The sequence below is a fragment of the Flavobacterium frigoritolerans genome (assembly GCF_025847275.1).
GTDB classification, from domain to species: domain Bacteria; phylum Bacteroidota; class Bacteroidia; order Flavobacteriales; family Flavobacteriaceae; genus Flavobacterium; species Flavobacterium frigoritolerans.
The window spans coordinates 1-26,185 of sequence record NZ_JAOZEV010000028.1 but is presented as its reverse complement, the minus strand read 5'-3'; the positions used below and the strand labels follow the sequence as shown (position 1 = coordinate 26,185).

16 protein-coding genes are annotated in these 26,185 nt (G+C 32.7%); 4 read left to right on the top strand and 12 right to left on the bottom strand.

Going from position 1 to position 26,185, the window contains the following annotated elements:
- The 3 genes from OIU80_RS20075 to OIU80_RS20065 form a co-directional block, all read left to right on the top strand.
- A partial coding sequence (locus OIU80_RS20075; RefSeq protein ID WP_264288752.1) for a gliding motility-associated C-terminal domain-containing protein occupies positions 1 to 1,972 on the top strand: 1,972 nt, incomplete at its 5' end.
- Positions 1,973 to 2,126: 154 nt separating this feature from the next.
- Positions 2,127 to 3,044 (top strand): PorP/SprF family type IX secretion system membrane protein, encoded by a 918-nt coding sequence (locus OIU80_RS20070; protein ID WP_264288751.1) that lies wholly within the window; start codon positions 2,127 to 2,129, stop codon positions 3,042 to 3,044.
- Positions 3,045 to 3,140: 96 nt separating this feature from the next.
- Positions 3,141 to 5,075, top strand: coding sequence for an OmpA family protein (locus OIU80_RS20065; protein ID WP_264288750.1), 1,935 nt, complete (start codon positions 3,141 to 3,143; stop codon positions 5,073 to 5,075).
- Between the two features lie 344 nt (positions 5,076 to 5,419).
- On the opposite strand, the gene OIU80_RS20060 is transcribed toward OIU80_RS20065, so the two are convergent.
- The 8 genes from OIU80_RS20060 to OIU80_RS20025 form a co-directional block, all read right to left on the bottom strand.
- Positions 5,420 to 5,929, bottom strand: coding sequence for a CAP domain-containing protein (locus tag OIU80_RS20060; protein ID WP_264288749.1), 510 nt, complete (start codon positions 5,927 to 5,929; stop codon positions 5,420 to 5,422).
- Between the two features lie 172 nt (positions 5,930 to 6,101).
- Complete coding sequence (gene pdxH / locus OIU80_RS20055) at positions 6,102 to 6,746, bottom strand: pyridoxamine 5'-phosphate oxidase (protein ID WP_264288748.1); 645 nt, start codon at positions 6,744 to 6,746, stop codon at positions 6,102 to 6,104.
- A gap of 186 nt (positions 6,747 to 6,932) precedes the next feature.
- Positions 6,933 to 7,838 carry a ribonuclease Z gene (locus OIU80_RS20050; protein ID WP_264288747.1) on the bottom strand — a complete coding sequence of 302 codons (906 nt, stop codon included), beginning with the start codon at positions 7,836 to 7,838 and terminating at the stop codon, positions 6,933 to 6,935.
- A 96-nt stretch (positions 7,839 to 7,934) separates the two neighbouring features.
- Positions 7,935 to 8,267 (bottom strand): ribonuclease Z, encoded by a 333-nt coding sequence (locus OIU80_RS20045; RefSeq protein ID WP_264288746.1) that lies wholly within the window; start codon positions 8,265 to 8,267, stop codon positions 7,935 to 7,937.
- Between the two features lie 72 nt (positions 8,268 to 8,339).
- Positions 8,340 to 9,266, bottom strand: coding sequence for an aspartate carbamoyltransferase catalytic subunit (locus OIU80_RS20040; protein ID WP_129539085.1), 927 nt, complete (start codon positions 9,264 to 9,266; stop codon positions 8,340 to 8,342).
- 76 nt (positions 9,267 to 9,342) lie between these two features.
- Entirely contained in the window at positions 9,343 to 9,882 is a 540-nt protein-coding gene (gene pyrR / locus OIU80_RS20035) for a bifunctional pyr operon transcriptional regulator/uracil phosphoribosyltransferase PyrR (protein ID WP_195737212.1), read from the bottom strand.
- 1,205 nt (positions 9,883 to 11,087) lie between these two features.
- The gene (locus OIU80_RS20030; RefSeq protein ID WP_264288745.1) at positions 11,088 to 13,832 is read right to left on the bottom strand and encodes a fibronectin type III domain-containing protein; all 2,745 of its coding nucleotides are present in this window, start codon (positions 13,830 to 13,832) and stop codon (positions 11,088 to 11,090) included.
- Between the two features lie 287 nt (positions 13,833 to 14,119).
- A complete protein-coding gene (locus OIU80_RS20025) occupies positions 14,120 to 15,325 on the bottom strand; it encodes a DUF418 domain-containing protein (protein ID WP_264288744.1) in 1,206 nt (401 codons plus the stop codon).
- 256 nt (positions 15,326 to 15,581) lie between these two features.
- On the opposite strand from OIU80_RS20025, the gene OIU80_RS20020 reads away from it, so the two are divergent.
- Positions 15,582 to 15,755, top strand: coding sequence for a hypothetical protein (locus OIU80_RS20020; RefSeq protein ID WP_264288743.1), 174 nt, complete (start codon positions 15,582 to 15,584; stop codon positions 15,753 to 15,755).
- 62 nt (positions 15,756 to 15,817) lie between these two features.
- On the opposite strand, the gene OIU80_RS20015 is transcribed toward OIU80_RS20020, so the two are convergent.
- The 4 genes from OIU80_RS20015 to OIU80_RS20000 form a co-directional block, all read right to left on the bottom strand.
- Positions 15,818 to 17,434 carry an ABC-F family ATP-binding cassette domain-containing protein gene (locus OIU80_RS20015; RefSeq protein ID WP_264288742.1) on the bottom strand — a complete coding sequence of 539 codons (1,617 nt, stop codon included), beginning with the start codon at positions 17,432 to 17,434 and terminating at the stop codon, positions 15,818 to 15,820.
- Positions 17,435 to 17,690: 256 nt separating this feature from the next.
- On the bottom strand, positions 17,691 to 18,464 hold the full coding sequence (locus OIU80_RS20010) for a TlpA family protein disulfide reductase (RefSeq protein WP_264288741.1): 774 nt from the start codon (positions 18,462 to 18,464) through the stop codon (positions 17,691 to 17,693).
- Positions 18,465 to 18,725: 261 nt separating this feature from the next.
- Positions 18,726 to 23,555, bottom strand: a complete 4,830-nt coding sequence (gene chiA / locus OIU80_RS20005) for a T9SS-translocated chitinase ChiA (protein WP_264288740.1) — start codon at positions 23,553 to 23,555, stop codon at positions 18,726 to 18,728.
- Between the two features lie 376 nt (positions 23,556 to 23,931).
- Positions 23,932 to 25,998, bottom strand: a complete 2,067-nt coding sequence (locus OIU80_RS20000; protein ID WP_264288739.1) for a beta-N-acetylhexosaminidase — start codon at positions 25,996 to 25,998, stop codon at positions 23,932 to 23,934.
- Positions 25,999 to 26,185: the final 187 nt, after the last annotated feature.

Sequence of the window (26,185 nt, the reverse complement as noted above, 5' to 3'; positions counted from 1 at the left end):
AGTTAAAGATGAATGTGGTAACACTTCGGATACTTTTACACAAGTAATCACGATTCAAGATACTACTAAACCAACTTGGACAACTCAAACAGGAACTCTTAATACAACGTTAGAATGTAGTGATGCAGAAGGATTAACAACTGCACAAGCAACTGCTCCTATTGCAACGGATAATTGTGATAGCAGTGTAACTAACATTGTAAAAGTAAGTGGTCAGTTTGTAGCTTCTGAAACTTGTGGTAACTCTGGAACATATACTAATACTTGGACAGTTAAAGATGAATGTGGTAACACTTCGGATACTTTTACACAAGTAATTACAATCCAAGATACTACTAAACCAACTTGGACAACTCAAACAGGAACTCTTAATACAACATTAGAATGTAGTGATGCAGAAGGATTAACAACTGCACAAGCAACTGCTCCTATTGCAACTGATAATTGTGATAGCAGTGTAACTAACATTGTAAAAGTAAGTGGTCAGTTTGTAGCTTCTGAAACTTGTGGTAACTCTGGAACATATACTAATACTTGGACTGTTAAAGACGAATGTGGTAACACTTCGGATACTTTCACACAAGTAATTACAATCCAAGATACTACTAAACCAACTTGGACAACTCAAGCAGGAACAATAGATATAAAACTACAATGTAGTGATGCCGAAGGATTAGCAACTGCACAAGCAACTGCTCCTATTGGAACTGACAATTGCGATAGTAATCTTACCAATATCGTAAAAACAAGCGGTCAATTTGTAGCTTCAGAGTCATGTGCAAATGCAGGAACTTATACTAATACCTGGACTATTACTGATAATTGTGGCAACACTTCTGATACTTTCACGCAAGTGATTACTATCGAAGATACTACTAAACCAACATTTACTGGCGAGCTTCCTACTGATATTACTGTATCATGTGATAAAGTTCCAGAAGCTGCAAATATAACTGCATCTGATAATTGTAATGTTGATGTGCCTGTAGTTTATACAGAAACAAAAAGTAATATCGAAAACGAATGTAGTACAAACTATATACTAACTCGTAAATGGACAACTAGTGATTGTTCTGGTAACACAGCTTCATTTACCCAAGTAATTACAGTTAAAGATACTACTCCACCTACTGGAACAGCTCCGGCGGATATCACTAACTTGAATAGCATATTAGATATTCCTGTAGCAAATCCTAATGCTATAACTGATGCTGCAGATAACTGTAGCCAAACAGTAAATGTAACCGTAAGTGACTCTAATAATGGAGGTACTGGTTGTGGTGGCGCTCCGTATATCCTAACAAGAACATACACATTAACCGATTGTGCGGGCAACAAAACCATACTAGTACAAACAATAACAATTAGACACGATGATGTAGCACCAGTAGCAGCAATTTCTACCCAAGCTTGTAATGCTGATGAATCAACAGTTAACTTATTCAATTTCCTACCAAGAAGTACAACAACAGTAGGTACTTGGATCGATACTAATAATTCTAATGCTATAAACGGTAATATTGTTACTTCATTTGGACTTCCAGTTGGTAACTATTCATTTGAATATCAAATACAAGACGAAGCTTGTCCAAGAAGTTTATTTGTAAACCTTGAGGTAAACGATGATTGTAAAGTACTAGCATGTGGAACCATTATAGTTCATAATGCATTCTCTCCAAATGGTGATGGCTTCAATGATAAATTTGTTATAGACAATATCGAAGATATAACTTGTTATCCAGATAATACTGTAGAAATATACAACCGTTGGGGAATACTAGTATTTGAAACAAGAAACTATAATAACACAACGAATGCTTTTGATGGTTATTCAAGAGGTAGAACAACCGTAAAACAATCAGATGGCCTTCCTACAGGAACTTACTTTTATATTCTAAATTATACTTCTGTTGATGGAAACGGTGCAATTCAAACGAATAAAAAAGATGGTTTTTTATATCTAACGAAATAAAAAAAAAACACAACTTACTGATAATATGGCAACTATATTATCAGTAAGAAGTTTTTAGAAAAAAAAATCTGTAATTTTGATAAACAAATGTATTGACCCATTTTTATCATAAACAAGAAAAACAATTGCAATAATAAAATAATAAATATCTACTATGAGAACAAAATTATTTTCTTTCGTTTTGATGTTTACAGCTATAGTAAGTTACGCACAACAAGATGCTCAATTTACACAATACATGTACAACACCATAAATATCAACCCAGCTTATGCAGGGTCGCGAGGAGCTCTAAGTATTTTTGGTTTATACCGTACTCAATGGGTTGGACTTGATGGTGCCCCTGAGACAAGTAGTTTTTCGGTAAACACACCAATTAACAACAGTAATTTAGGTTTAGGAGTATCATTGGTTAATGACAAAATAGGTCCAACTAACGAAAATAATTTTTCTGTAGACCTTTCCTATACTATACCTACTTCACCAAACTTTAAACTTTCTTTTGGTATTAAAGCCACAGGTAATTTATTCAATTTAGATGTCAATAAATTAAATCCAGCTGATCAAGGTGATCCACAATTTCAGAATTTAAGTAACGTCTTCAAACCAAATATCGGAGCTGGGGTTTATTTACATTCAGATAAAGCGTACATAGGTTTATCAGTACCGAACTTTATCGAAACCAATCGTTATAATGATAATGACATTGCAATTTACAAGGATAAAATAAACTATTATTTAATGGCAGGATATGTATTTGATTTGGATTATTATCAAGACATTAAGTTTAAACCAGCTTTATTGACCAAAATGGTAGAAGGTGCACCGCTACAAGTAGATGTATCAGCCAATTTTATGTTTGTCAACAAATTTGTAGTTGGAGTAGCTTACAGATGGAGCGCCGCATTAAGTGCTATGGTAGGTTTTCAGGTTAGCGATGGATTATATATAGGATATGGCTATGACCGTGAAACCACCAACTTAAACAATTATAATTCAGGATCGCATGAAATATTCCTGCGTTATGAATTTATCAAAAACAATGGTAAAATGACAACCCCACGTTTCTTCTAAAAATATTTATTATGAAATCGGTAAGATTCCAAATAAACAATATTTAATAAGAAGATCGATACCATGTTCCTTTAAAAAAACAAATATTACATACACATGAAAAATTTCACAATCCTCTACATAACAATAATAAGTGTTTTTTCATTAAACAGTTATTCACAGCAGGGCAAAATAGCTACTGGAGACAAAAACTATGACAACTATGCGTATATAGATGCTATTAAAACCTATGAACGTGTAGCCGAAAAAGGATATAAATCAGAAGATATGTTCAAGAAGTTAGGTAACTCCTATTACTTCAACTCTGAATTTGATAAGGCTGCAAAATGGTATGGTGAATTATTTGCCATGAATGCCGAAGTAGAACCTGAATATTATTATAGATATGCACAGTCATTAAAATCTACTGGGGATCTTACCAAAGCCAATCAAATGCTTGATTTATTTAATCAAAAATCAAAAAAAGACACTCGAGGAAAACTTTATGAAAGCGACAGAAACTATCTCGATCAGATTAAAGCAAATTCAGGGCGTTATAAAATTGAAGATGCAGGAATAAATAGTAAATACTCTGATTATGGAACTGCTTTTTATCAAAACAAAATTGTATTTGCTTCGGCAAGAGATACAGGTAGTTTAGGACAGCGTAAACACAAATGGACTGGAGAATATTTTACTAATTTATACCAGTCAGATGTAGATACAGATTTTAATCCCAATGCTCCAAAAAAATTCAAATCCAAAATCAATACAAAATTCCATGAGTCCACTCCTGTTTTCACTAAAGATGGAAAAACAGTTTATTTTACAAGAAACAATTACATTGATGGTAAAAAAGGAAAAGATGAAAACAAAATTACTTTAATAAAAATATATAAAGCAACTTTAGAAAACGACAAATGGACTAATATAATGGAGTTGCCCTTTAATAGCAATAATTACAGTGCAGCACACCCTGCGTTGAGTCCTGATGAAAAAACATTATATTTTGCATCAGATATGCCCGGAACATTCGGACAATCGGATATCTACAAAGTAGCAATCAATACTAATGGAGGATTTGGTCCACCAGAAAATTTAGGATCTGGAATAAATACCGAAGGAAAAGAAACATTCCCTTTTGTAACTGACGAAAACGAAATTTATTTCGCTTCAGATGGACATCCTGGACTTGGAGGGTTAGATGTTTTTGTTGGAAAATTAAATGAAAAAGAGGTAAGTAACATTCAGAACCTAGGTGCTGATATTAATTCTCCCAAAGATGATTTTGCTTACGTAATCGACACGAAATCGCGAAGAGGATTCTTTACATCCAACAAAGATGGCGGGCAAGGATCTGATGATATCTATAAATTTATAGAAACAAGAAGATTGGCTTGTGTTCAGGAATTATATGGCACCATCACCGATTTGGCTACTGGAACAGTCTTACCAAACACAAAATTGACATTGTATGACAATAACTTTAAAATAGTAAATACTGGCTATTCTGATCAAAACGGAAATTATACTTTCCCTGTAGAATGTGGATTAGTATATAATGTAAGAGCCGAAAAAGAAAAATATACAACCAAGGAACAAAGTGTTACTATCCTTAAAGAAAACGGAAGAACAAATTTATCAATAGCACTAGAAAAATCAGAATGTGTAGTAACCATTGGTGATGACTTAGGTAAATGCTTTGGTATTAAAATGATTTATTTTGATTTGGATAAATCTAATATCCGTAGAGAAGCAGCATTAGATTTAGAGAAAATTTTAGATGTTTTAAAAGAGCATCCAACGATGAAACTAGATATTCGTTCTCATACAGATAGCCGTCAAACTCATAAATACAATGAAGCATTGTCTGACAGAAGAGCAAAATCAACTATAAAATGGTTGATTCAAAACGGTGTTTCTCCAAATAGATTAACTGGTAAAGGTTATGGTGAAACCCAACTTGTAAACGGTTGTTCTGATGGTGTACCATGTACCGAAGCTGAACATCAAATGAACAGACGAAGCGAATTTATTATTACTGCATTATAACAAAATAAAAAAAACATGAACGCTATCACTAAAACAAATTGAGAGCGAAAAACCAAAAAAACCAGTGAAATTAACTTCACTGGTTTTTTATTTATAATCATATTGTTTCTATATCCTTTAATGTGATACGTATATATAACCCAACTATTTTTTAGATGATAACAAATAGTATTAGCTTCAATCTCAAATAAAAAAAGCTGTCTATAGAGACAGCCTTTTACCACTACAAATTAAATAGCCGTTATTAATGAAAATAACGGCTATCAACCTCAACTTAAATAAACCAGTAACATAAAAAGGGTTCTTCTATATCTATTTTTCTATTCTAAAAAAACAGATTCAAATTATATTTTTGCGAAAATATTAGTATAATATTTTCTTCCATTTTCAGGATCTACTTTTATTGCTAAACCAAAATGCGTGTAATCGCCTTCGATATTGTGTTTATGCCCAGTACTTGCCAACCATGCTTTTAATACAGCCTCTGGTGTATTATAATTATAAGCAACATTTTCACCAACTTTTATCGCACCTAAAACTTTAATGATGTTTTCAGAACGAGCTACAAAATCATCATGATTAACTACATTATTAGCAATCATATACATATCATGTTCTTCTGATTTAAAAGAGATATGATTTATTGCTTTTAGGGCATTTAATCCAATACTAACTCTATAATCATTAATCAATTTCATTGTTTCCAGTTCAGATTGATTATAGGTATAGTTAGTAACAACTCCTGAAGTAACACTCGATTCTTTTTCTGAACCTGAATCAACCGAATCAGATGAGCAAGAATACATGGTAAACACTATTACCATCAGCGATAGAATATGAATTTTTAATTTCATAATATCAGTAAGTTTAAGTTTAAAGTAGATTGTGGGGCAAACTCTTTAAAATGGTATTTTTATAAAATTTGTTTCTTATTATTAGTTAAATCTACATATTTTATCGTTAAACTACCAAAAAAAACCGATGAACTACATCATAAAATATTTTTAAAATGTAATTTTCTTACATTTAAGACGAAAGGCGTTCAATTTTCCATGAATAATCATCTTGAGCAGTGTACCTAATTCTATCATGTAAGCGATTAGGTCTTCCTTGCCAAAATTCAACCTCAACCGGAGCAACAAGAAAGCCTCCCCAATGTTTTGGTCTTGGAATGGCCTTTCCTTCAAATTCTTTCTCCAGCTCTTTTAAGTTATCTTCAAGAAATGTTCGTGACGGGATTACCTCGCTCTGATGAGATACAATAGCTCCAAGTTTACTTCCGTCTGGTCTTGTATCAAAATAACCATCAGAAACCGACTCTGATGTTTTTGTAGCAATACCTTTTATAATTACCTGACGCTCTGAATTTGGCCAAAAAAAAGACAAACAAACATGTGGATTATTTTGTATTGCTTTTCCCTTTTCAGAATTATAATTAGTGTAGAAAATAAAACCTTCCTCAGAGAATTTCTTTAATAAGACCACTCTCGACTTAGGAAAACCATCCAATCCAATAGTAGAAACTGTCATTGCATTTACCTCATCGACACCTCCAAAGTCTTCTACTTCATGAAACCATCTGTTAAAAAGATTAATTGGATCTTCTGGAATAGTAGTTTCCAGTAATTCACTTTTCTCGTAGGATTTTCTATAATTACTTAAATCATTCATTTTTTTAGACTTTTTATTTTTAGATATCTTAGATTATTAGATATCTTAGATTATTAGATATCTTAGATTGTTAGACTTACTTAGATTATTAGACACCATAGAGGCTAATTGTATACTATATTAATTACAACACTTTCATTATCTTATTCTCTCATTCTCACATCTAACTTCTCACATTAAGCAATGCTAAAATTCAAAACTCTTTCCATCATCACCTAATAATACATTTGAAAAAATAGTTTCTGCTTCTTCTTTAAACAATTCGATGCTTTCATATCTGGTTGAATAATGCCCAAGAACCAAATGTTTCGCATTGGCTTTTAAAGCAATGGTAGCAGCTTCTTTGGCAGTAGAATGTAATGTTTTTAGAGCCAGAGCTTCTTCCGATTGCAAAAAGGTGCTTTCGTGATACAAAACATCTACGTTATTTATAATAGGTAGCACGGCTTCATGATATACGGTATCCGAACAAAATGCATAACTCTTGGGTGGTAAAGGATCAAATGATAATTTTTCGTTGGCGATAATAGTACCGTCATCCAACTTTATATCTCCACCATTTTTAATTTTCTGATAATAACAAGTCTCTATATTATAATGCTGAACTGCATCAACATTTAGTTTTCTTTCAGACAATTTTTCCTGAAATAAAAACCCATTTGTATATACTCGATGTTTTAGAGGTATTGTAGTTACAATTACTTTTTGATCTTCAAAAATAACTTCACTTTTATCTGATACTAATTCATGAAAGTACAAACCATAGTTTGTCCATGAACTCGATAATTTCAGTTGTAATAATATGATTTCTTTAATTCCTTTTGGACCATGAATATGCAAATCTGTAGTACGTCCTAAAAGGCTAAATGTAGATATTAACCCGATGAGCCCAAAGAAATGATCTCCATGTAAATGCGAAATAAAAACGTGATTTATCTTAGAGAATTTCACCTTATTTTTACGCAATTGAACCTGAGTTCCTTCTCCACAATCAATAAGAAACAATCTATTTTTAATTTCTAATACCTGCGAAGTCGGATTGGTAAAAGTTCTTGGAGTAGCGGCATAACAGCCTAATATTGTTAGTTTCAATTTTATCTTTATTTGTTTATTGGGTAAATCGTTTATGAATAAAACATCAAAATAAATCGACTAAACAGTTAAACAAATAAACAATTAACCCCTGTTTTAAAATCCTAAATCTCTTTCAATTTCATCCATTTCTATAATGTCATGTGCCTCTAAAACCGAAGGAACAACAACTAAAGTGCTTGGAACTGCATTATAATCAATATCTGAAACCACAATAACAAAAGATTTTTTGGCTTTTTTTTGTTGCTTAGATAAAGGCAATAATAATTTGATATCGTTTATAGTTAAATCCTTATGAGCTAACAAATCGATAATAATATTGTGATTTCCGAAGGTCTTAAACTGCTGCGTTATTTTTTCGAGGAAAGAAGTAAAATCTCCCTGAGTGTCTTTAATTATTGTAGTATGTCCTTTTTGATCTACTTTCATTTTTTCAATTGCTATACATTCATTTATCCCAAATAAATCTTTGGAATAACGAAGGTAGTTTCTTTTTGGAAATTATTGAAGTTTTGAAGCCAAAAGATAAATAACTGCCATACGAACAGCTACTCCATTTTCGACTTGATTTAAAATAACCGAATGTTCTGAATCGGCGACTTCTGATGTTATCTCAACTCCCCTATTTATTGGTCCGGGATGCATGATTACAATTTCTTTGTTCAAAGAATCTAATAATGCTTTATCTACTCCATATTGCTGCGAATATTCTCTTGTAGAAGGAAAAAAGTTTACATCCATTCTTTCGTTCTGAACACGAAGCATATTAGCAACATCACACCATTCTAGTGCTTTACGCAAATTCGGTTCTACAGTAACTCCTAATGATTCAATATATCTCGGAATTAATGTCTTTGGACCACAAACTTTAACCTCAGCACCTTGCATTTGCAAAGCATATATGTTAGATAATGCTACTCTTGAGTGCAGAATATCACCTACTATAACTACTTTTTTTCCTGCTACATCTCCTAGTCTTTCTCTAATAGAATAACTATCTAATAAGGCTTGTGTTGGGTGTTCGTGTGCTCCATCTCCAGCATTTACAATACTAGCTTTTACATTCTTAGATAAAAAGTAAGCTGCTCCGGGATTGGCATGACGCATTACGACCATATCCACTTTCATCGAAAGAATATTATTTACCGTATCGATAAGTGTTTCTCCTTTTTTAACTGATGATTGTGCTGCCGAAAAACTAATAACATCGGCTGATAATCGTTTTTGTGCTAATTCGAACGAAAGTTTTGTTCTGGTACTATTTTCAAAAAATATATTGGCAATAGTAATATCTCGCAACGAAGGAACTTTTTTAATTGGTCGGTTAATGACTTCTTTAAAATGGTCGGCTGTTTCAAAAATTAGGTTAATATCATTCTCATTGATGTATTTTATTCCTAACAAATGATTTACGCTTAATTCTTTCATTGTTTTGTTTATTTGTTATTTGCTTAAATTGCCAATCGTTTCGTTTTGCGATTAAACAATTTAACGATTCAACTTTTTAATTAGTAACCAAGTAAACGACATCTTCGCCATCATTCTCTTTCCAACTCACAATCACTTTCTCATTATTGATAGCATCTACCTGTCTGCCACGATAATCGGGTTGTATTGGTAAATGTCGGCTAAAACGCCTGTCTATTAACACCAATAATTCAATTTCTGCAGGTCGTCCAAAAGATTGAATAGCAGTTAATGCTGATCGAATGCTTCGTCCTGTGAATAAAACATCATCTATAAAAATGACTTTTTTATCCTCTACAATAAAGTTGATTTGGGTTTTATTAGCTTCAAGAGGTTTATCTGTTCTTCGGAAATCATCTCTAAAAAAAGTAATATCCAAATAGCCTAAAGCAATCTCAGGCGTTTTATATTCTTTTTCTAATAATTCTTTCAGTCGCTCTGCCAAGTAAACACCTCTGGGTTGAATTCCTACCAAAATCGTGTCTGAAAAATCAAGATGCTTTTCTATCAATTGACAGGCCAAACGATGTAATATGATAGTAACTTCTTTTGAATTAAGTAATACTTTTTGACTCATAGTAAAAGTGTAGTGTTTGGTTGGGCAAATATACGAATTCAGATTTTATTTGTTGGGGTGTTCGGGCGGGAAATATTTTTTTTTGATTTTGGGAGGGAATTGAGAGGTTTAGAAAGGGATTTGTGAACCAATCATTGCATTGATATTTTAGATTACATTCTGTCTCACCATCGATTACATAAAGCTATTCCTAAAGGGTCGTTATATTTATAGAAATTCATAAAGCCATTTTACAAAACCCCATCGGGGTGATAATTGGTAATCTAGAGGAAAACCGAAATATCGCTACGCTGTAGCTTTAGCACTAAATTCTAAATAATTCTATAAATATGATGCTCCGCTGGAGCTTAAAATCATATCAAATAACATTACATTCTGCCTCATCATCGATTACAAAATACTAGTCCCAGAAGGACACTATATTTATAGAAATTCATAAAGCCATTTTACAAAACCCCATCGGGGTGATATATATCGCAATTAGAAGAAAAACCGAAATATCGCTACGCTGTAGCTTAATCTCTAGAACCTGCATATTTGCTATAAATATAATGCTCCGCTAGAGCTTAAAATCATGACAAATAATATTACATTTTACCTCATCATCGATTACAAAATACTAATCCCAGAGGGACGCTATATTTATATAAATTCATTTTACAAAACCACATCGGGTGATATATATCGCAATTAGAAGAAAAACTGAAATATCGCTACGCTGTAGCTTAATCTTTAGAACCTGCATATTTGCTATAAATATAATGCTCCGCTGGAGCTTAAAATCATGACAAATAATATTACATTCTATCATCATCGATTATAAAATACTAGTCCCAGAGGGACGCTATATTTATAGAAATTAATAAAGTCATTTCACAAAACCCCATCGGGTGATATATATCGCAATTAGTAGAAAAACCGAAATATCGCTACGCTGTAGCTTAATCTCTAGAACTTGCATATTTGCTATAAATATAATGCTCCGCTGGAGCTTAAAATCATGACAAATAATATTACATTCTACCTCATCATCGATTACAAATACTAATCCCAGAGGGACGCTATATTTATAGAAATTCATAAATTCATTTTACAAAACCACATCGGGTGATATGTCAATCTAAAGGAAAAACAAAAAAAAGCTGTCTGAAAATTATTTTTCAGACAGCCTCATTGTTATTTAAATATTCTTATTTACTCTCTAACTATTTCACAATTAATTTAGCTGTAAACAATTTACGAGAATGTATTTTTAGGATATAAACTCCTTTTGGTAAATCTTGATTTATTAAAGAAAACTTATTGTTATTTACATTTTTTGTAGCGTACAATAATTTTCCTTCCATATTATAAATTTCTATTTCATCAATAGGATATTCCGACTGAATAAAAGTTTCTGCATTACTATTCGTAGGATTTGGATACACTTTTAATCCATTATCGATTTTAAACTCGTCGTTACCTAAAGAACTATCAATTACTTCAAAAGAAACTCTGTTTGATACTTCGTTATAAGAATCATTGGTAAACATTACCATAAAATAATTCCCTTTTTCGATTGGCAACTCGGTGGTAGCAATAGCTTTAGTTCCTTCCGAAAGTCCTTCAAAATAAGTGTAGCTCACCAATGGTTTTTCGTTAGGATTATCGCCTACATGATAAATCCCCAACCAATCTTTTACAATTCCTGGAGCATCTGTCCATGAAGCTGTAATTTGTTCGCCAAGATCATATACGGGTTTATTAATCCATAATTCGGTAACAACAGCTCCAACTTTAAAGAATACTTTATTTCCGATAGCATTAAAACTATCCTGCAAATAATATTCGGCATAATAATATCCTTTTGGCAAAGTACTAAATGATTTAGCATCCGCTACAGTTGTTACATATTGCCAACTAGTTGACGTAACTCCTGATCCTGGGTTTACTCCCATTCTGTATATACCAATCCAATCTTTTGCTAATTGTGGTCCATTGCTATAATTAACAATTATTGGTGTTCCTACAGAATATTCGGTATTATCTGTAGTTAATACAGGAACTGGCCCAACATAAAAATATTTTCGTGGAGCAATTTCAGTATAACCTCCATTAGAGAATATTACGGCATAATAACGTCCTTTATTAGCCAATCCGTTAGGAAAATTAATAAATCCGCTTGGGCTACCATTGGTATATTGCCAAGTTAGCGATGGTGTCGATGATCCCGGTGTTTGCCCTTCTTTATACAATCCTATCCAAGTTTTTGTACTCGCTGGTGCATCGGTAAAATCAACTTTAATCGGTGCATTTTGCGAATAAGTCAAAGCATCAGTAACAATCTCTGTATTTACATTATTACTTCCTGTAACAGTAAATGCCTGTACATCGCTCCAAGGGGACCATTCTAGATTGCGGTCTCTGTATCTTAATTTCACATAATACTTACCATTAGGAAGCGAGTTCGAAGCTAAATCCATCTTAGTAATATCTACACCTAGATTTATATCAACTGTTGAATCTTTTTGAGTTTTATACTTTCCGTATAAATTTTCGAAATCGCGATATACTTCTTTTTTGATTATATCAAATGTTGGCGTTTGCGAAATTAAAAACTGACTAGTATTTAATAACTCATTCGTTGTTGTACTATATGCCGAACCAGTCACTGTTAAAGGTAAGGTAACATTTGCCGCAAAAGTATTTGTAATGGCTGGTTTTACTGGTGCTACTTTGTTTTTATATCTATGAAATACATCCATTAACTGGTTGTTTTTCCATTTATCAACGCTTCCGATAGAATAGCTTTCGATATCCATTTTACCGTTTGTAACATCAATATCTACAATTTGGTAAATCCAATTGCATATTGTTTTCTGAACATCTTCAAAATCTTGTTCTGTAGATGATCCCCAATATTGATCCCAAGCTGTTCCGCCCGAAATGATATTATATGTTGGTGTGTTTTTTAATTGTCCTCTATGATACAAATGATGGTGCGCGCCAATATGCATAGAATATTTTGGAGAAGTGACCAATAAAGGAACAGCTGTATTACGAACCCATGTAGAAATATCGCCAACATATTGCTCGGCTTGGTAGGGTCTGTGACTAAGTGAAAAAATCCACTCTACCGTATTATCTGCATTTGCAGCAGCAAGCACCTGTTGTAACCACGTTAACTGTGCAGCTCCTGTATGTTCTGAACTTAAACTGATAAATAAAACATTACCCGCTTGTTGTGCATAATAGTTTTCTGTGCCTGATGAAATCCCTTTATAGGAAAGCTCGCTGATATAAAAATGATCGTAATACGAATTCATACCAAGTGTTCCATACGTTTCATGGTTTCCTACTGTAGTCTGAATCGGAATATTACCAGATAATCCTCTGTTCTTTTTAAAGTGTACGTTTTCGTAATGATCTAAAGTTCCTACATCGACTTGATCGCCTACCATAAATGTCATCGAAATATTGTCTTCAGGAGATAATGTAGAACCCCATTTTTGTTTTATTTTTCTTTTCGCTGCCGATACTAATGAATCGTAACGAGGTACCGCTTTTAGCTGATTATCACCCATAATCAAAAAACGAATATGCCCATCGGCAGTAGCTGCTTGCCCAGGGTTAGGTAATGTTTTAAACGAATAAACAGTAGATACATCTGCACCGGTTTTTATTCTGTAATAATATTTAGTGTTTGGTGAAAGATTCATCAGTTTCGCACTGTGATAGAAGTAATTCCCTGGATAACCCGAATCTGTAAAGACATTGGTATTTCCTGTAACTGTAACATTAAGGTTTGTCGCAGTTGTTCCGTATTCTACAATAGTTTCAGGATTACTTTCTGTCTTCCAGTTAACATAAATAGATGTGGGAGTTGCGTTTTGCAAATAAGGAAATAGTTTTTGTGCTTCTGCGGTAAAGCCTATTCCTAATAGTAAGAGTAAAAAGTAGATTTTTTTCATAAGTTGCTTTTCGTTGTTAGACGAAGCAAAAGTATCCTACCAAAAAGCAAATACTTTTAAGACAACATTACCCTTCTTTTATCTTTTCTTCTCTTTATTGTAAAGTTAATAATGCGCATATTGGTAAAAAAAGGGAACACGGATGACACTATTTCGCTGAGGCGAAAACGCGGATAAAAACGGATTTTTTTCTTTGTGATGATTTTAAAAATCTGTCTTTATCCGCGCCTTTACTTTAGTAAATTCACGTCATCCGCGTTCTGTTTTCTGTTTTCTGTTACAGAATATTAAGCAGCAACTGTCTTTTTTTCTTTTCCAAAAGAAATCCAAGTAAGCTTATGCCACAGTGCTTCTAATGGTCCTTGTTTATGTTTTTTAAGCCACCATGTGCAAAATCCTAATTGGAGTAAAAACAAAATAATACCTATTATCAAACCAAAGGTTGCACCTGTATATTGATATAGACCTAAACCATAACGATAGTAAATAAATGATCCTAAAATAGATTGAGAAAAATAACTTGTTAAACTCATTTTTCCAAAAGGGATTAACTTTATTAAAACTTTATTCACTGCTTCTTTTTGATATAACAATACAAATGTGCTTACTAAAACAACCATAAAGGTAACATTAGACCAAGAAGTAAAAATAATCAATAAACTGTTTACGATATCTTTATTTGCAAAAAGCTCAGGTAAATATGTTTTAAATGCAAATAGTGGAATGAATAATATAATTGCACATATTAATGCCTTTTTCCAAAATGCAATGCTAGCCGCCGAAGCAACAAAAAGTTGTTTTCTTCCTGCTATCATTCCAAACATAAATAATGCTGGAGCCTGAAAAAATCTTCCGTTTTCCCACGACCAAAATACCGAAGCCCATCTTCCTATTGATAAATTACCTACTGTATGATCTACAAAAGAATCTCCGCTTAAATACGTATGCATATTCCCATAATAAGCATTTGATAAATTAAGTGGTAAAATATAATCTGGGTTATAAAGAATATTAAAAAAATTAAACCATTCCATAGGAAGCGACAATAAGAATGTCGCTATTATTAGTACATATTTGGTACTTAAATTACAAACCGGAATTAATATTAGTCCTAAAACGGCATACATCATTAATATGTCACCTGAGAAAAAGATTGTATTTACTAATCCAAAAACAAATAATATAGCAAGTCGCCAAACATATCTCCATCTAAAATCGTTTCCTTTTTTACGTTGATTGTCATATTGAATAAAAAAACTAAAACCAAAAAGAAGCGAAAAGATTGCATATGATTTTCCGGCAAAAAGAAAGAATAATGTATCCCAAATTACCTTGTCTAATACCTTGATAGGCTCAGGCAAATATTCAGGCAAATAATAGAAATCAAAGTGTTCTAAATTATGAAGTAACATAATCGCCATGATGGCTAAACCACGTAATGCATCTATAACTTCTATACGGGGAGATTTTAAACTAAAAGCATTTTCTGACATAATATTTTAAGGGTTAATTTATAGTTAATTAACTCAAATATAATTTTATTTCACGAAAATATGCAATCGAAATTCTCAATTATACTACACTCTAACAGCCTAATTTTCAATTATTCTCAACTATTTTTCTTAAAACTAAAAATCAAATAATAAAACATTTTACAGAAATTATATAACGTTCTTTTTGTGGTATTTGTTAATTTCACAAAGAGACAATAATGATTGTCATTTTTAATTAATTTAAAAACACAAAATCATGAAAAGTAAATTATCTACAATACTAGTTGCTTTAATTATATCATTTTCTCTTACTAGTTGTGAGGCCATAGAAGGCATTTTTAAAGCAGGAATGGGTGTCGGTGCTTTTGCCGTAATTATTGTAATCGTTTTAATAATTTACCTGATTATTAAAATATTTGGCAAGAAATAATAGAATAAAAAAATCCCATCTGCAACAGCAGATGGGATTTTTAAAAAGATATATTTTAAGTTTTAAGAATACATTTTTACTCTTAATTCTTGTACTTTTTCATCGTCTAGGTATTCATCGAATGTCATGTAACGGTCAATAACTCCATTTGGCGTAAGCTCTACTACTCTATTACCTACAGTTTGAGCAAACTCATGATCATGTGTTGTAAAAATTACAGAACCTTTAAAGTTTTTTAGCGAGTTATTAAATGCTGTAATCGACTCCAAGTCTAAGTGATTTGTTGGCTCATCTAACATTAATACATTGGCTCTTTCCATCATCATTCGAGATAACATACAACGTACTTTTTCTCCTCCAGACAAAACTCTACTTGTTTTTAAAGCTTCTTCTCCTGAGAAAATCATTTTCCCTAAGAATCCTCTAATAAAAACCTCATCACGTTCTTCTTCCGTTTTTGCATATTGACGTAACCAATCTACTAAACTCAAATCATTTTCAAAGAAAGAATGATTTTCTGCTGGCAAATAAGCTTGATTTGTTGTAATTCCCCAATCAAAAGTACCTTCGTCGGCTTTTTGATTGTTGTTTAATATTTCATAGAAAGCTGTAGTTGCACGTGAATCTTTAGAGAACAAAACAATTTTGTCTCCTTTTGCCATATTCAAATCAACACCTTTAAATAAAACATCTCCATCAATTGAAGCGCTTAAGTTTTCAACGTTTAGAATTTGATCTCCTGCTTCACGATCCTGATCAAAAATAATTGCTGGATAACGACGGCTTGATGGTTTTATCTCTGAAATATTAAGCTTACTAATCATTTTTTTACGAGAAGTTGCTTGTTTAGACTTGGCAACGTTGGCACTAAAACGACGAATAAATTCTTCTAATTCTTGTTTCTTTTCTTCAGCTTTCTTGTTTTGTTGTGCACGTTGTTTAGCCGCTAATTGACTAGACTCATACCAAAACGTATAGTTACCTGAGTAATGGTTGATTTTACTAAAATCGATATCTGAAATATGCGTACAAACCGAATCTAAAAAGTGACGGTCATGCGATACTACAATTACTGTATTTTCATAATTTGCAAGGAAAGTTTCTAACCAAGCAATTGTTTCAAAATCCAAATCGTTGGTAGGCTCATCCATAATAAGTAAATCTGGATTACCAAATAAAGCTTGTGCCAAAAGGACACGAACTTTAATTTTACCCTCAAGATCTCCCATTAATGTATAATGGTGCTCTTCGGCAATACCTAAATTAGACAACATCGAAGCAGCATCAGAATCAGCGTTCCATCCGTTCATTTCTTCAAACTGAACTTGTAACTCCCCTATTCTATCAGCATTTTTATCGTTATAGTCTAAATAAAGTTCATCCATTTCTTTTTTAACAGCGTACAATACTTTGTTCCCCATAATAACGGTTTCAAGAACTGTATGCTCATCAAACATATTGTGGTTTTGGTTTAAAACCGACATACGTTTTCCTGGCTCTAAATGAATGTGTCCTGAAGTAGGATCCATTTCGCCTGAAATTATTTTAAGAAAAGTTGATTTTCCAGCACCATTGGCTCCGATAACTCCATAAATATTTCCGTGAGTGAAAGTTGTATTTACTTCGTCAAACAAAATTCGTTTGCCAAATTGTACCGATAAATTATTGACTGTTAACATGAATGTCTATATTAATTAATTTTGTGCAAAAGTAGTGAAAAAGGTTCAGAGGTGCAAAGAAACTAAGGTGCTAAGTTTTTTTAATATGAAAATAGCTAAAAATGTTTTATCTCTGATTAGAAAAATTAAATGGATTACAAATAGTAGCTAACTCCAATTGTCTATAAAAAGGAATGCGGATAAAACAGATTAAAAAACAATGGAGAGAAAATCCGTGTTCCCTTTAAACACAATCTTAACATTTAAAAAGATTTAATTATAACTTACTTTCTTCTTCCAAAGCTACTTCTAAGCTTTTATAATTATTTACAACTTTGGCAATAAGGCCATCTTTATTAATTATAAAGTGCGTAGGAAAAGCATTTAACTGTAATATTTCATTCATATAAATCTTCATATTTGGAATCACAGAATAAGACAATGGCTTTCTTTTCAAGAATACTTTTAATTGTTCTGGAGTATCTTCGGCCAAACTCACAAAAAGAACATCTTCTCTATTTTTGTATTTTTCAACCAATTGATTCACATCTGGAAATTCTTTGATACATGCAGCACAATGAATATACCAACATTTTATAACTACAATTTTCCCTTTCATCGTTTCGTTAGAAACTAAGTTTTCATTTAAATCCTTAAAAGAGAATTTAGGGAAAGGGGTATTTTCCATTTTGAAATTCTTAAACGCATCAAAAGCTTCTTGATTAATAGTCGCTTTTATACTTGTATCGGAATTAGGTTCGATTTTAAATAACTTATAATAACATATAGAATCCTGAGATTTCAATCGAATTGGAATATAACTTCCATTTACTAATTGATCCAAAAAAGTCTCTTTTGATATTTCTCTCGAAAGGGTGTCAAGCGCAACAAAATCTCTGGAGAGCATAATGTTTTTAATTTGATATGTCCACCAACTGCTGTAGTCTTTTTGAATTTGTATTAGGTCAACTTCTGGATTTCCGTATTTTGTTTGACCTGAAGAATACGTAAAAATTAAAAATGTGATTATAAAGGCAATTGATTTCTTCATGAAGTTTTAATACACTAATTGGGATTCAAAAATAGTTAAAAAATAGATGAATTTCCCAATCACTATAAAGCAAAAAAAACCTGGCATATAATGCCAGGTTCATAATGATTTCCTCTAGGTAAAAACCAAATAACAAATTACCTAAATTCAATGCATTTGTCCAAAATATGAAAAATCTAATTAAAAAATAAATAACCAAACTCAATTTTAACTGCCCCAATTTTTCATTTTTTTGAAATCTTAAAATCTTAATCTATATCATTAATTCAAAAAGTTCATTACTTTAAATGATTTTTTACGCCCTTGTTTATCAGTCACAACTACTATAAACAATTGCTTTGTTGTAAAACTTCTATTCTCAAGCAATAAACTATTGCTGTCTTGAATATTCTTGTAACTCAATATCGATTGTCCAAGCATATTATATACCTCAACTTGATCAATACTACTTGCCTCATTAGAAATTGCTAATGCATTATCTTTAAAGTAAGCCATCATAGTTGTATTACTTACTTCAATTTTATCATCCGCTTTTATTTTAGCACTTTGTGTGGCAAAATAAGCTGCATACGCTTTAGATAATTCAGATGAATTGCCACAAGAAGATGCATCCCAGTTTACAGACCAAGTCATTAAACCTCTTAAAGAAGGGTATGGTCCGCCTGACTGCATCGTGTAGGTTCTTCCTGAAAAAGTAGTTCCGGTTCTTAAGTAATTCATAGCATTAATTCCTTCTGTCGGCGTTAAATAACCGCTACCTGCTGCACTTGGACAAGCTGGTAATGCAATAAGAACTTTTGAAGCTGGTAAACCATCAAAACGCATTCCTGTTGTAGCAATGTTATATCCTTTTATCACCATATCAGTTAGGGCTGTTACCATGTTTGCTTTCTTAGCTGAACCATAATATTGACCGTCTAATCCGTTTTCTCCTCCTGTATTATATAATTGTACAGCTAACAAATCCAATTCGTTACGCAAGTTTTGAATGATTGGCAGGAAGGAACCAAAAGTATCATTATAAGTAGAATATCCTCCTTGTACGTATTGTGTTTCTGGAGCAGCAGTTAATAAAAATCCAGGACCATAGTAAGCTTTTAATTCTTTGAAAGCATCTACTACGTTTTTTAATCTTGGATAAGCAGAAATACCCGCATAAGAAATATCTCTTAAACCTCCTGCATTAAAATTCATCGATCCACCTTCAAAATCAATATCAACTCCATCAAATTGATACTCATCAATAATTGCTTTTAAACCATTAACAAAAATATTTTTCTGAGTTACATTGTCTAAAACAACATGACCATTTTGACCTCCAATAGAGACAATAACAGGAACTCCGCTATCTCTTAAGGATTTTATATCATTTTTCAACAATTGCTTATTGAAAACACCATTGGTCAAATATCTAGTGTCATTTGTAGTTAATACTGGTGTATAACCATCACGATTAACTGTTTCTACGAAAGAATAATCGACTACGTTAAACTTACTTCCCACCATTTGAGAAAAATATAAAAATGGAGCAGCAGTATTCTCCCAAGAATGTGCATATCCTAAAATAATTTTAGATGGAAGCGGGATAAATCTATTAGTGCTCACTGGAGCAATTTTAATTGTATTGTTTAATGTAGTTACACCAGATTTATCATCGGTTGCTTTGATTACAACTGGATAATCCTGATAAGCAGATGGTGTAAAATTATACGTATAGGTATTATTTGTACCTGCTGCCATGTTATATGTACCTCCATTTATCGTAATAGTAACACCTGAAACCGATCCGTCACTATCAATAGCTGTAACTGAAATTGGCACAACTTGGAAAGAACTTTGGTTTACAGTGGTATTCGATGGTGAATTCCAAGTAATTACCGGCAATGAATTAGGACAAGTTGTTCCTGAACATTGTAAAGAGAATGCTTTTGTATTTTCAGCAGTTGCACCACTTGATGCCGTTATAGTTGCTTTCAACGTATAATTTTTATTGAAATCTGCTGCTGCTGGTGTCCAGTTTGCTACGTATTCTGTTCCTGAAAGTGCTGCTGTGATATTTTGTCCATTAATATTAAATACTACTGACGAAATTGTTAAACTAGCGTCTACACTTGCTGTTGCTTTCAACTGAATCGCTGTTCCTGGAGCAATCGCTACAGTTGCAGCTGAAGGAGCTATAATAGTAACCTGAGGTGGTGAAACTGTATTTGTATTGAAGTTGTAAACCTTAGGCGTTGTTGGCATCGCAAAATTTACCAGATTGGTTGGATAATATGTGATATTATTGTTCTCCCAACCATTCAGTTTTAAACTTAAAACTTGTGTATAACCTGCTGTAACTGCATTATCGTAACTAAAAACTCCTTGTGCATCTGTTGTTGCAATAACACTTTTCCAGTTGTGAGTACTATCTGTCCAAGGCACAACTAATTCTACTTTGGCTCCTGATACTGGAGTTGCTCCATTCTTAACTGTTCCGCTAATTATAGTACCTGCTGCAACAAGCTCTTGAGTAACAGTTAAAACTTTGCTTTGAGTTAAGCTACTATCAGCTGTAGTCGCTGATTGAGTTTTAGTTTCTGATACCGCAACTACTTCGCTTGGTACGCTTTCGCCTGCAACTTTTAATGGTGCTACTGTTCCTGTACTAAAGTCATAGACTTGTGAAGTAGCTGGAATGGCAAGATTCGTTAAATTAGAAGGAGAATAATTAAGACCATTATTCTGCCATGAATTCATTTTTAAACTAGCTATGATTGTATATCCTGAGAATATTGCATTATCAAAACTATATTTTCCTTGTGCATCTGTAGTAGCTAGGAAAGTAGCATAAGGATGGGCATTATCTGTCCAATTAAAGATTAACTCTACCTTGGCACCTGCTACTGGATTTGAACCATTCTTAACTGTTCCGCTAATTTTACTAGCTGGAGCTGCATTTTGTGTAAAGTTTAAAACTTTACTTGCCGTAAGATTGTTATATACCGTAGAAGCTGGTGAAAATGTTACTCCTGTTTTTGCAATTGTTACTGTGTAGTTTGCTCCAGAAGGTAAATTAGCAATACTATACGCTCCTGTAGCACTAGAAACTGATGTAAATGTTCCTGTTGTAGAAGTTGCCGTAACTGTTGCTCCAGAAACTGCTGTTGCTCCATTTGTCACGCTTCCGCTAATAGTATAATATACTGTTTGAGTAAAATTTAAAACTTTGTTTTCACTCAAAACTGAATATACTGTAGATGCTGGTGTAAATGTTACTCCTGTTTTTGCTGCTGTAACTGTATAATTTAATCCTGCCGTTAAAGCAGTGATAGCATATGCTCCGCTTACATTAGTAACTGCAGTAAATGTAGTTGTTCCTGCTGTTGCTGTAACTGTTACTCCCGAAACTGCTGTAGTTCCGTCTAGTACAGTTCCGCTAATTGTATAAAGTGGTTGTGTTCCCTGAATAACAACATTGGCTTGGTTTGCTACAAGATTTGTTAATGTTACTGGCGTAAAAGTATATGATGCTTTTAAAGCTGTAACCGTGTAATTTGCTCCTGAAACTACATTGTTAAAAGTGTAATTTCCATCTGTAGAATTAACCGTTTGAACAATTGCATTGGTAGCATCTTTTAGCTGAACTGTAACTGCCGGAACTAAATTTGCACCATTTTTTACAGATCCACTTACAGTTAATGTTCCTATTACCGCAGCACGGAATGTATCATCTACTTGAGTCAGTAATGCATTTGGAATAGCACCTCTTGTATCTTGAGATAACTCCCAAATCATTCCTCCTCCGAGATTTTTAGTTTTAATGTATTGTGCTTTTAAATCAATCGATTGTTTGTCTTCATAACTAATAAACTGACGTAAAGCAGCATTATATAAATAAGGAACTTTAGTTGTGTTATCCCAATATCTCACCCATCCTGCAGCTGTAGCTGTTGATGTTACCAACATGGTATTTGGATCTAAATAAGGATGTGAATTTGTTACTGGATTACCTACTAAATCACAAATTTCGATACTTCCAGATTTTTCACATGCTGCAGGACCATCCCAAGTTCCAGTTGGATTTTGTGGATTCGTACATCCCGAAACAATATACCTTGGAGCGGCAACAAATAATCCATTGGTTGAATTAGTGGCAACATTATCAAATTTCTTCCCATAGAAAGGTAATCCCATTACTAATTTATTAGCAGGAAAACCAATAACATTCAGGTATTGATTTGTTAATTCATCAAGTGATTCTGACTGAGTTGCATTGTATAACGGGTCATTAGTATTTCCGCTTGGATATAAAGGAGCATTGTAGCTCGTTTTATCATACCAGTTTCCACCAAGGTCATATCCAAAATAAGTGATATAATCACAATAAGTCGAAATATCTTCTGTCATTCCATATTGTGCTCTATTGTTTGGACCTAAATACTGTGCTCCTACTTTTCGAACATTATTTCCTGCTGCAATTGTAATTAATTTATTTGGCATTGCCTGACGCATCGCTTTTAATAAATACACTAAATTCTTATTATCATCAGGACTGTATTTTTGAGGAGGTATCGGTGCTCCATTAATAACTTCTGTACCGTCTGTACCTCCAGAAAGAGGATATTCCCAATCGATATCAAAGCCATCAATAAATGGATAAGTCACCAAAAAATTAGCCATATCTGCTGCCAAAGCTGCTCTAGCAATCGGACTTGCAGAAATCGGAGAAAGATCTTGGCCTTTTGTCCAACCTCCTACAGAGATTAAAACTTTTAAATGGGGGTATTTTTGTTTAAGCTTCATTAAATCATAAAAATTCCCTTTAACAGGAGCATCCCATGGAATTCCACCTTCCATGTGTTCAAAATCTGCATAGGAATCTAAGCATTTTAGTTTTGTATTCTCTGGACGTGCTGGATCAAAAGTAGTTCCGTAAAAAGAATAATTTAAATGGGTCAGTTTGCTACCGTCAATCTTAGGTACATTAAAGTCCCTTGCATAGATAGACCATTGCGCATAGTATCCGACAACTTTCTTATTATGTGCTGGTTGGGCAAATAATACTATCGGAAACAAAAATAAAAAAAGTAATCTGTAATAATGTTTCATAATTAATAATAGGTTGGTTAATAAAAAATAAACATTCAATTGTATCAAATGAAATGATTGGTAATACAAAAACCAATGAATCATTTTAGACAAGTGGTAATCACAAATTCAATTACATTAAATGCAACTGAATTATTTTAAATTAAAACAGGTAAACTTGGGGCTTAGCAATCTTAACGTAAATCTTTATTATATTTTTAAAACTTAAATATCTATTTAATATAGATTATGATTCGAAAATCAAATCTAATCTCCTTACCATAATCTATCTCTCCTAGGATTTATAGGAGAGATAATTACTAATTAATTATGGCAACTAAACTTCAACTAATTCAATTATTAATCTAACTCTACTTTTATTTTATTCTACTTTATATTATAACAATTTCTTTAAACTTTCATAAACTGCTAACTCTACATCTCCATAATCTTTAGAGTTGCATTTCTCTAATAAATCATTTAAAACTGCTGGTGCAACTGTTGCTTTATTATCTAATACATTTACTAATTGCTGTGATAGATCACTAAGATTAGCTGCAAGAGGTAAAATAGGCTGAATCAAAGGTGCGTTTTCACTCAAACTTGTTAAGCTTGTTTTTAAACCTATCCATTTATTTAAGAATGAAGTTACTTTAGCTTTATTAGCTGCAGATTTATCTGCTAAATATTCTTTCACAACTGCATCAAAAGCAATAGCATCTGGCGCATCTGGTGTACAAGCATCTGCAAAAAGTGTAAATGGAGAATACGTTTGATATTCAACTCCTCCTTTATTTCTCTTATATCCTTTTAAAGGCTCACATACATTAGAGAAATCGCTTAATGCTGTAATGCTTTGATTATTTGCAATATTTCTTAAGATTACATCTTTGTTTCTAATATGTGTAATTCCTAACTCTTCTAATCTAAATGAAACAACTGCTAATCTTTTGCGCATGCTGTTTAAATCTGTAATATCTTCAGCAGACCATAATCTCTCGGCTATTGCTGCAGTTCTTGGCCAAAGTCTTGAATCTATGGTTAAAGGTGTTACAAGTTCTGTCCACATTGTAGCTTCTCCACCTAATACTCTTGCTTTTTCTTCTGGAGTAAAATTTGCACTTTTAGGTAATGGATCATTTAAATAATGTGCTTCTACTCCTTGAACTAAATCAATATAATAACCATTAGATAAAACAGTTTTGTAACCATTTTTTACAGATTCTGTTAATGATTTTCCAACTGCAACTCCTTCATTAGGCCCTCTCCATGCATGAATAATTGCATCTTTGGACATATCTTTTGTCATAATCTCTTCCCAACCCATCAATTGCTTACCGTGTTTTTTGAGCATCGGAACTAATTGCATTGTAAAATAAGTCTGCAAATCATGATTGGTTACTAACTTATGTTTCTTTTTAAACTCTTGTATTTTAGGATTCGAATCCCAGTCTTTACCTTCGTTTTCGTCTCCTCCGATATGAAAATATGCTCCTGGAAATAATGGACATGCTTCATCAAAAATCTCACTTAACAATTGGTATGTTTTAGGATTAGATGGGTCTAACGTAGGGCTAAAAACTCCTGCATTACGCTCTATACTATATGAAGATACTATTGCTGCTTTTGCACTACCTTCTGCATTTCCATTAGATACATTTACAACTTTACTTCCTATTTCTGGGTAAGCTGTTAAAATTGCTGATGCATGCCCTGGAACATCGATTTCTGGCACAACCAAAATTCCTCGCTCATCAGCATATTTAACAATATTTTTAATTTCTTCTTGTGTATAGTAAAATCCATCCGAAGCTAGTTCAGTAAGTTTAGGATGTTTTTTTAATTGTATTCTCCAACCTTGATCATCTACTAAATGCCAGTGAAAAACATTCATTTTCATAGCTGCCAATGCATCTAGGTTTCTTTTAACTACATCTACTGGTTGAAAATGTCTCGCAACATCCATCATTAGTCCTCTCCATGTAAATCTTGGAAAATCTGAAATTTGAGAAACTGGAAAGTAGTAAGAGGTACTATTATTTTGTAACATTTGTAATAATGTTTCAAGACCATGTAAAGCTCCTAAATCACTTGTTGCATTAATTGTAATTTTATTTTGCTTTATATCAAGATGATAACTCTCATCTTCATATAAACCAATTTTACCACTTTTGGTGCAATTTATTTGTAATTGTGCTGTAGGTGCTGAATTAAGTTTGGTCAAAAAATCTTGTTCAAAAAACAAACCTGTTCTACCATCTAATCGTCTTAAAAAACGAGTTGCTCCACTAAAAATTCTCGGATTAGGATTTCCTGTAATATTTATTCTAAACCCTTTCGTTAAAGCAAATGTACCCTCGGATAAATTTATTGTTTGTGGCCATGGCATAAGATTTAATTGCTCTTTTTTAATTTGAGCATTAGCAACTATACCAGAAAATAATAAGATCAATATATATTTCATACTTTTTGTTGTAAAAGAGTCTTTTGCAATCAATATCTATTGACTTAAAAACTCGGGTAAAAACAAAACTCAGAAGAAAACCTAATTGAACCTCTTTATCACCAAGGTTATCACTCTGAATTTTGTAACTTAAATTATTCTAACTCATGTAATCTATTAATAATCAAAACGTTTAAAAGCTTCGATT

Bases quoted from the DNA above. Each gene is read 5' to 3' on its own strand.
- chiA (WP_264288740.1), bottom strand. From the start codon at position 23,555: ATGAAACATTATTACAGATTACTTTTTTTATTTTTGTTTCCGATAGTA.
- OIU80_RS20015 (WP_264288742.1), bottom strand. From the start codon at position 17,434: ATGTTAACAGTCAATAATTTATCGGTACAATTTGGCAAACGAATTTTG.
- OIU80_RS20025 (WP_264288744.1), bottom strand. From the start codon at position 15,325: ATGTCAGAAAATGCTTTTAGTTTAAAATCTCCCCGTATAGAAGTTATA.
- OIU80_RS20045 (WP_264288746.1), bottom strand. From the start codon at position 8,267: ATGAAAGTAGATCAAAAAGGACATACTACAATAATTAAAGACACTCAG.
- pdxH (WP_264288748.1), bottom strand. From the start codon at position 6,746: ATGAATGATTTAAGTAATTATAGAAAATCCTACGAGAAAAGTGAATTA.
- OIU80_RS20070 (WP_264288751.1), top strand. From the start codon at position 2,127: ATGAGAACAAAATTATTTTCTTTCGTTTTGATGTTTACAGCTATAGTA.
- OIU80_RS20040 (WP_129539085.1), bottom strand. From the start codon at position 9,266: ATGAAAGAATTAAGCGTAAATCATTTGTTAGGAATAAAATACATCAAT.
- OIU80_RS20020 (WP_264288743.1), top strand. From the start codon at position 15,582: ATGAAAAGTAAATTATCTACAATACTAGTTGCTTTAATTATATCATTT.
- OIU80_RS20000 (WP_264288739.1), bottom strand. From the start codon at position 25,998: ATGAAATATATATTGATCTTATTATTTTCTGGTATAGTTGCTAATGCT.
- OIU80_RS20010 (WP_264288741.1), bottom strand. From the start codon at position 18,464: ATGAAGAAATCAATTGCCTTTATAATCACATTTTTAATTTTTACGTAT.
- OIU80_RS20065 (WP_264288750.1), top strand. From the start codon at position 3,141: ATGAAAAATTTCACAATCCTCTACATAACAATAATAAGTGTTTTTTCA.
- OIU80_RS20030 (WP_264288745.1), bottom strand. From the start codon at position 13,832: ATGAAAAAAATCTACTTTTTACTCTTACTATTAGGAATAGGCTTTACC.
- OIU80_RS20060 (WP_264288749.1), bottom strand. From the start codon at position 5,929: ATGAAATTAAAAATTCATATTCTATCGCTGATGGTAATAGTGTTTACC.
- pyrR (WP_195737212.1), bottom strand. From the start codon at position 9,882: ATGAGTCAAAAAGTATTACTTAATTCAAAAGAAGTTACTATCATATTA.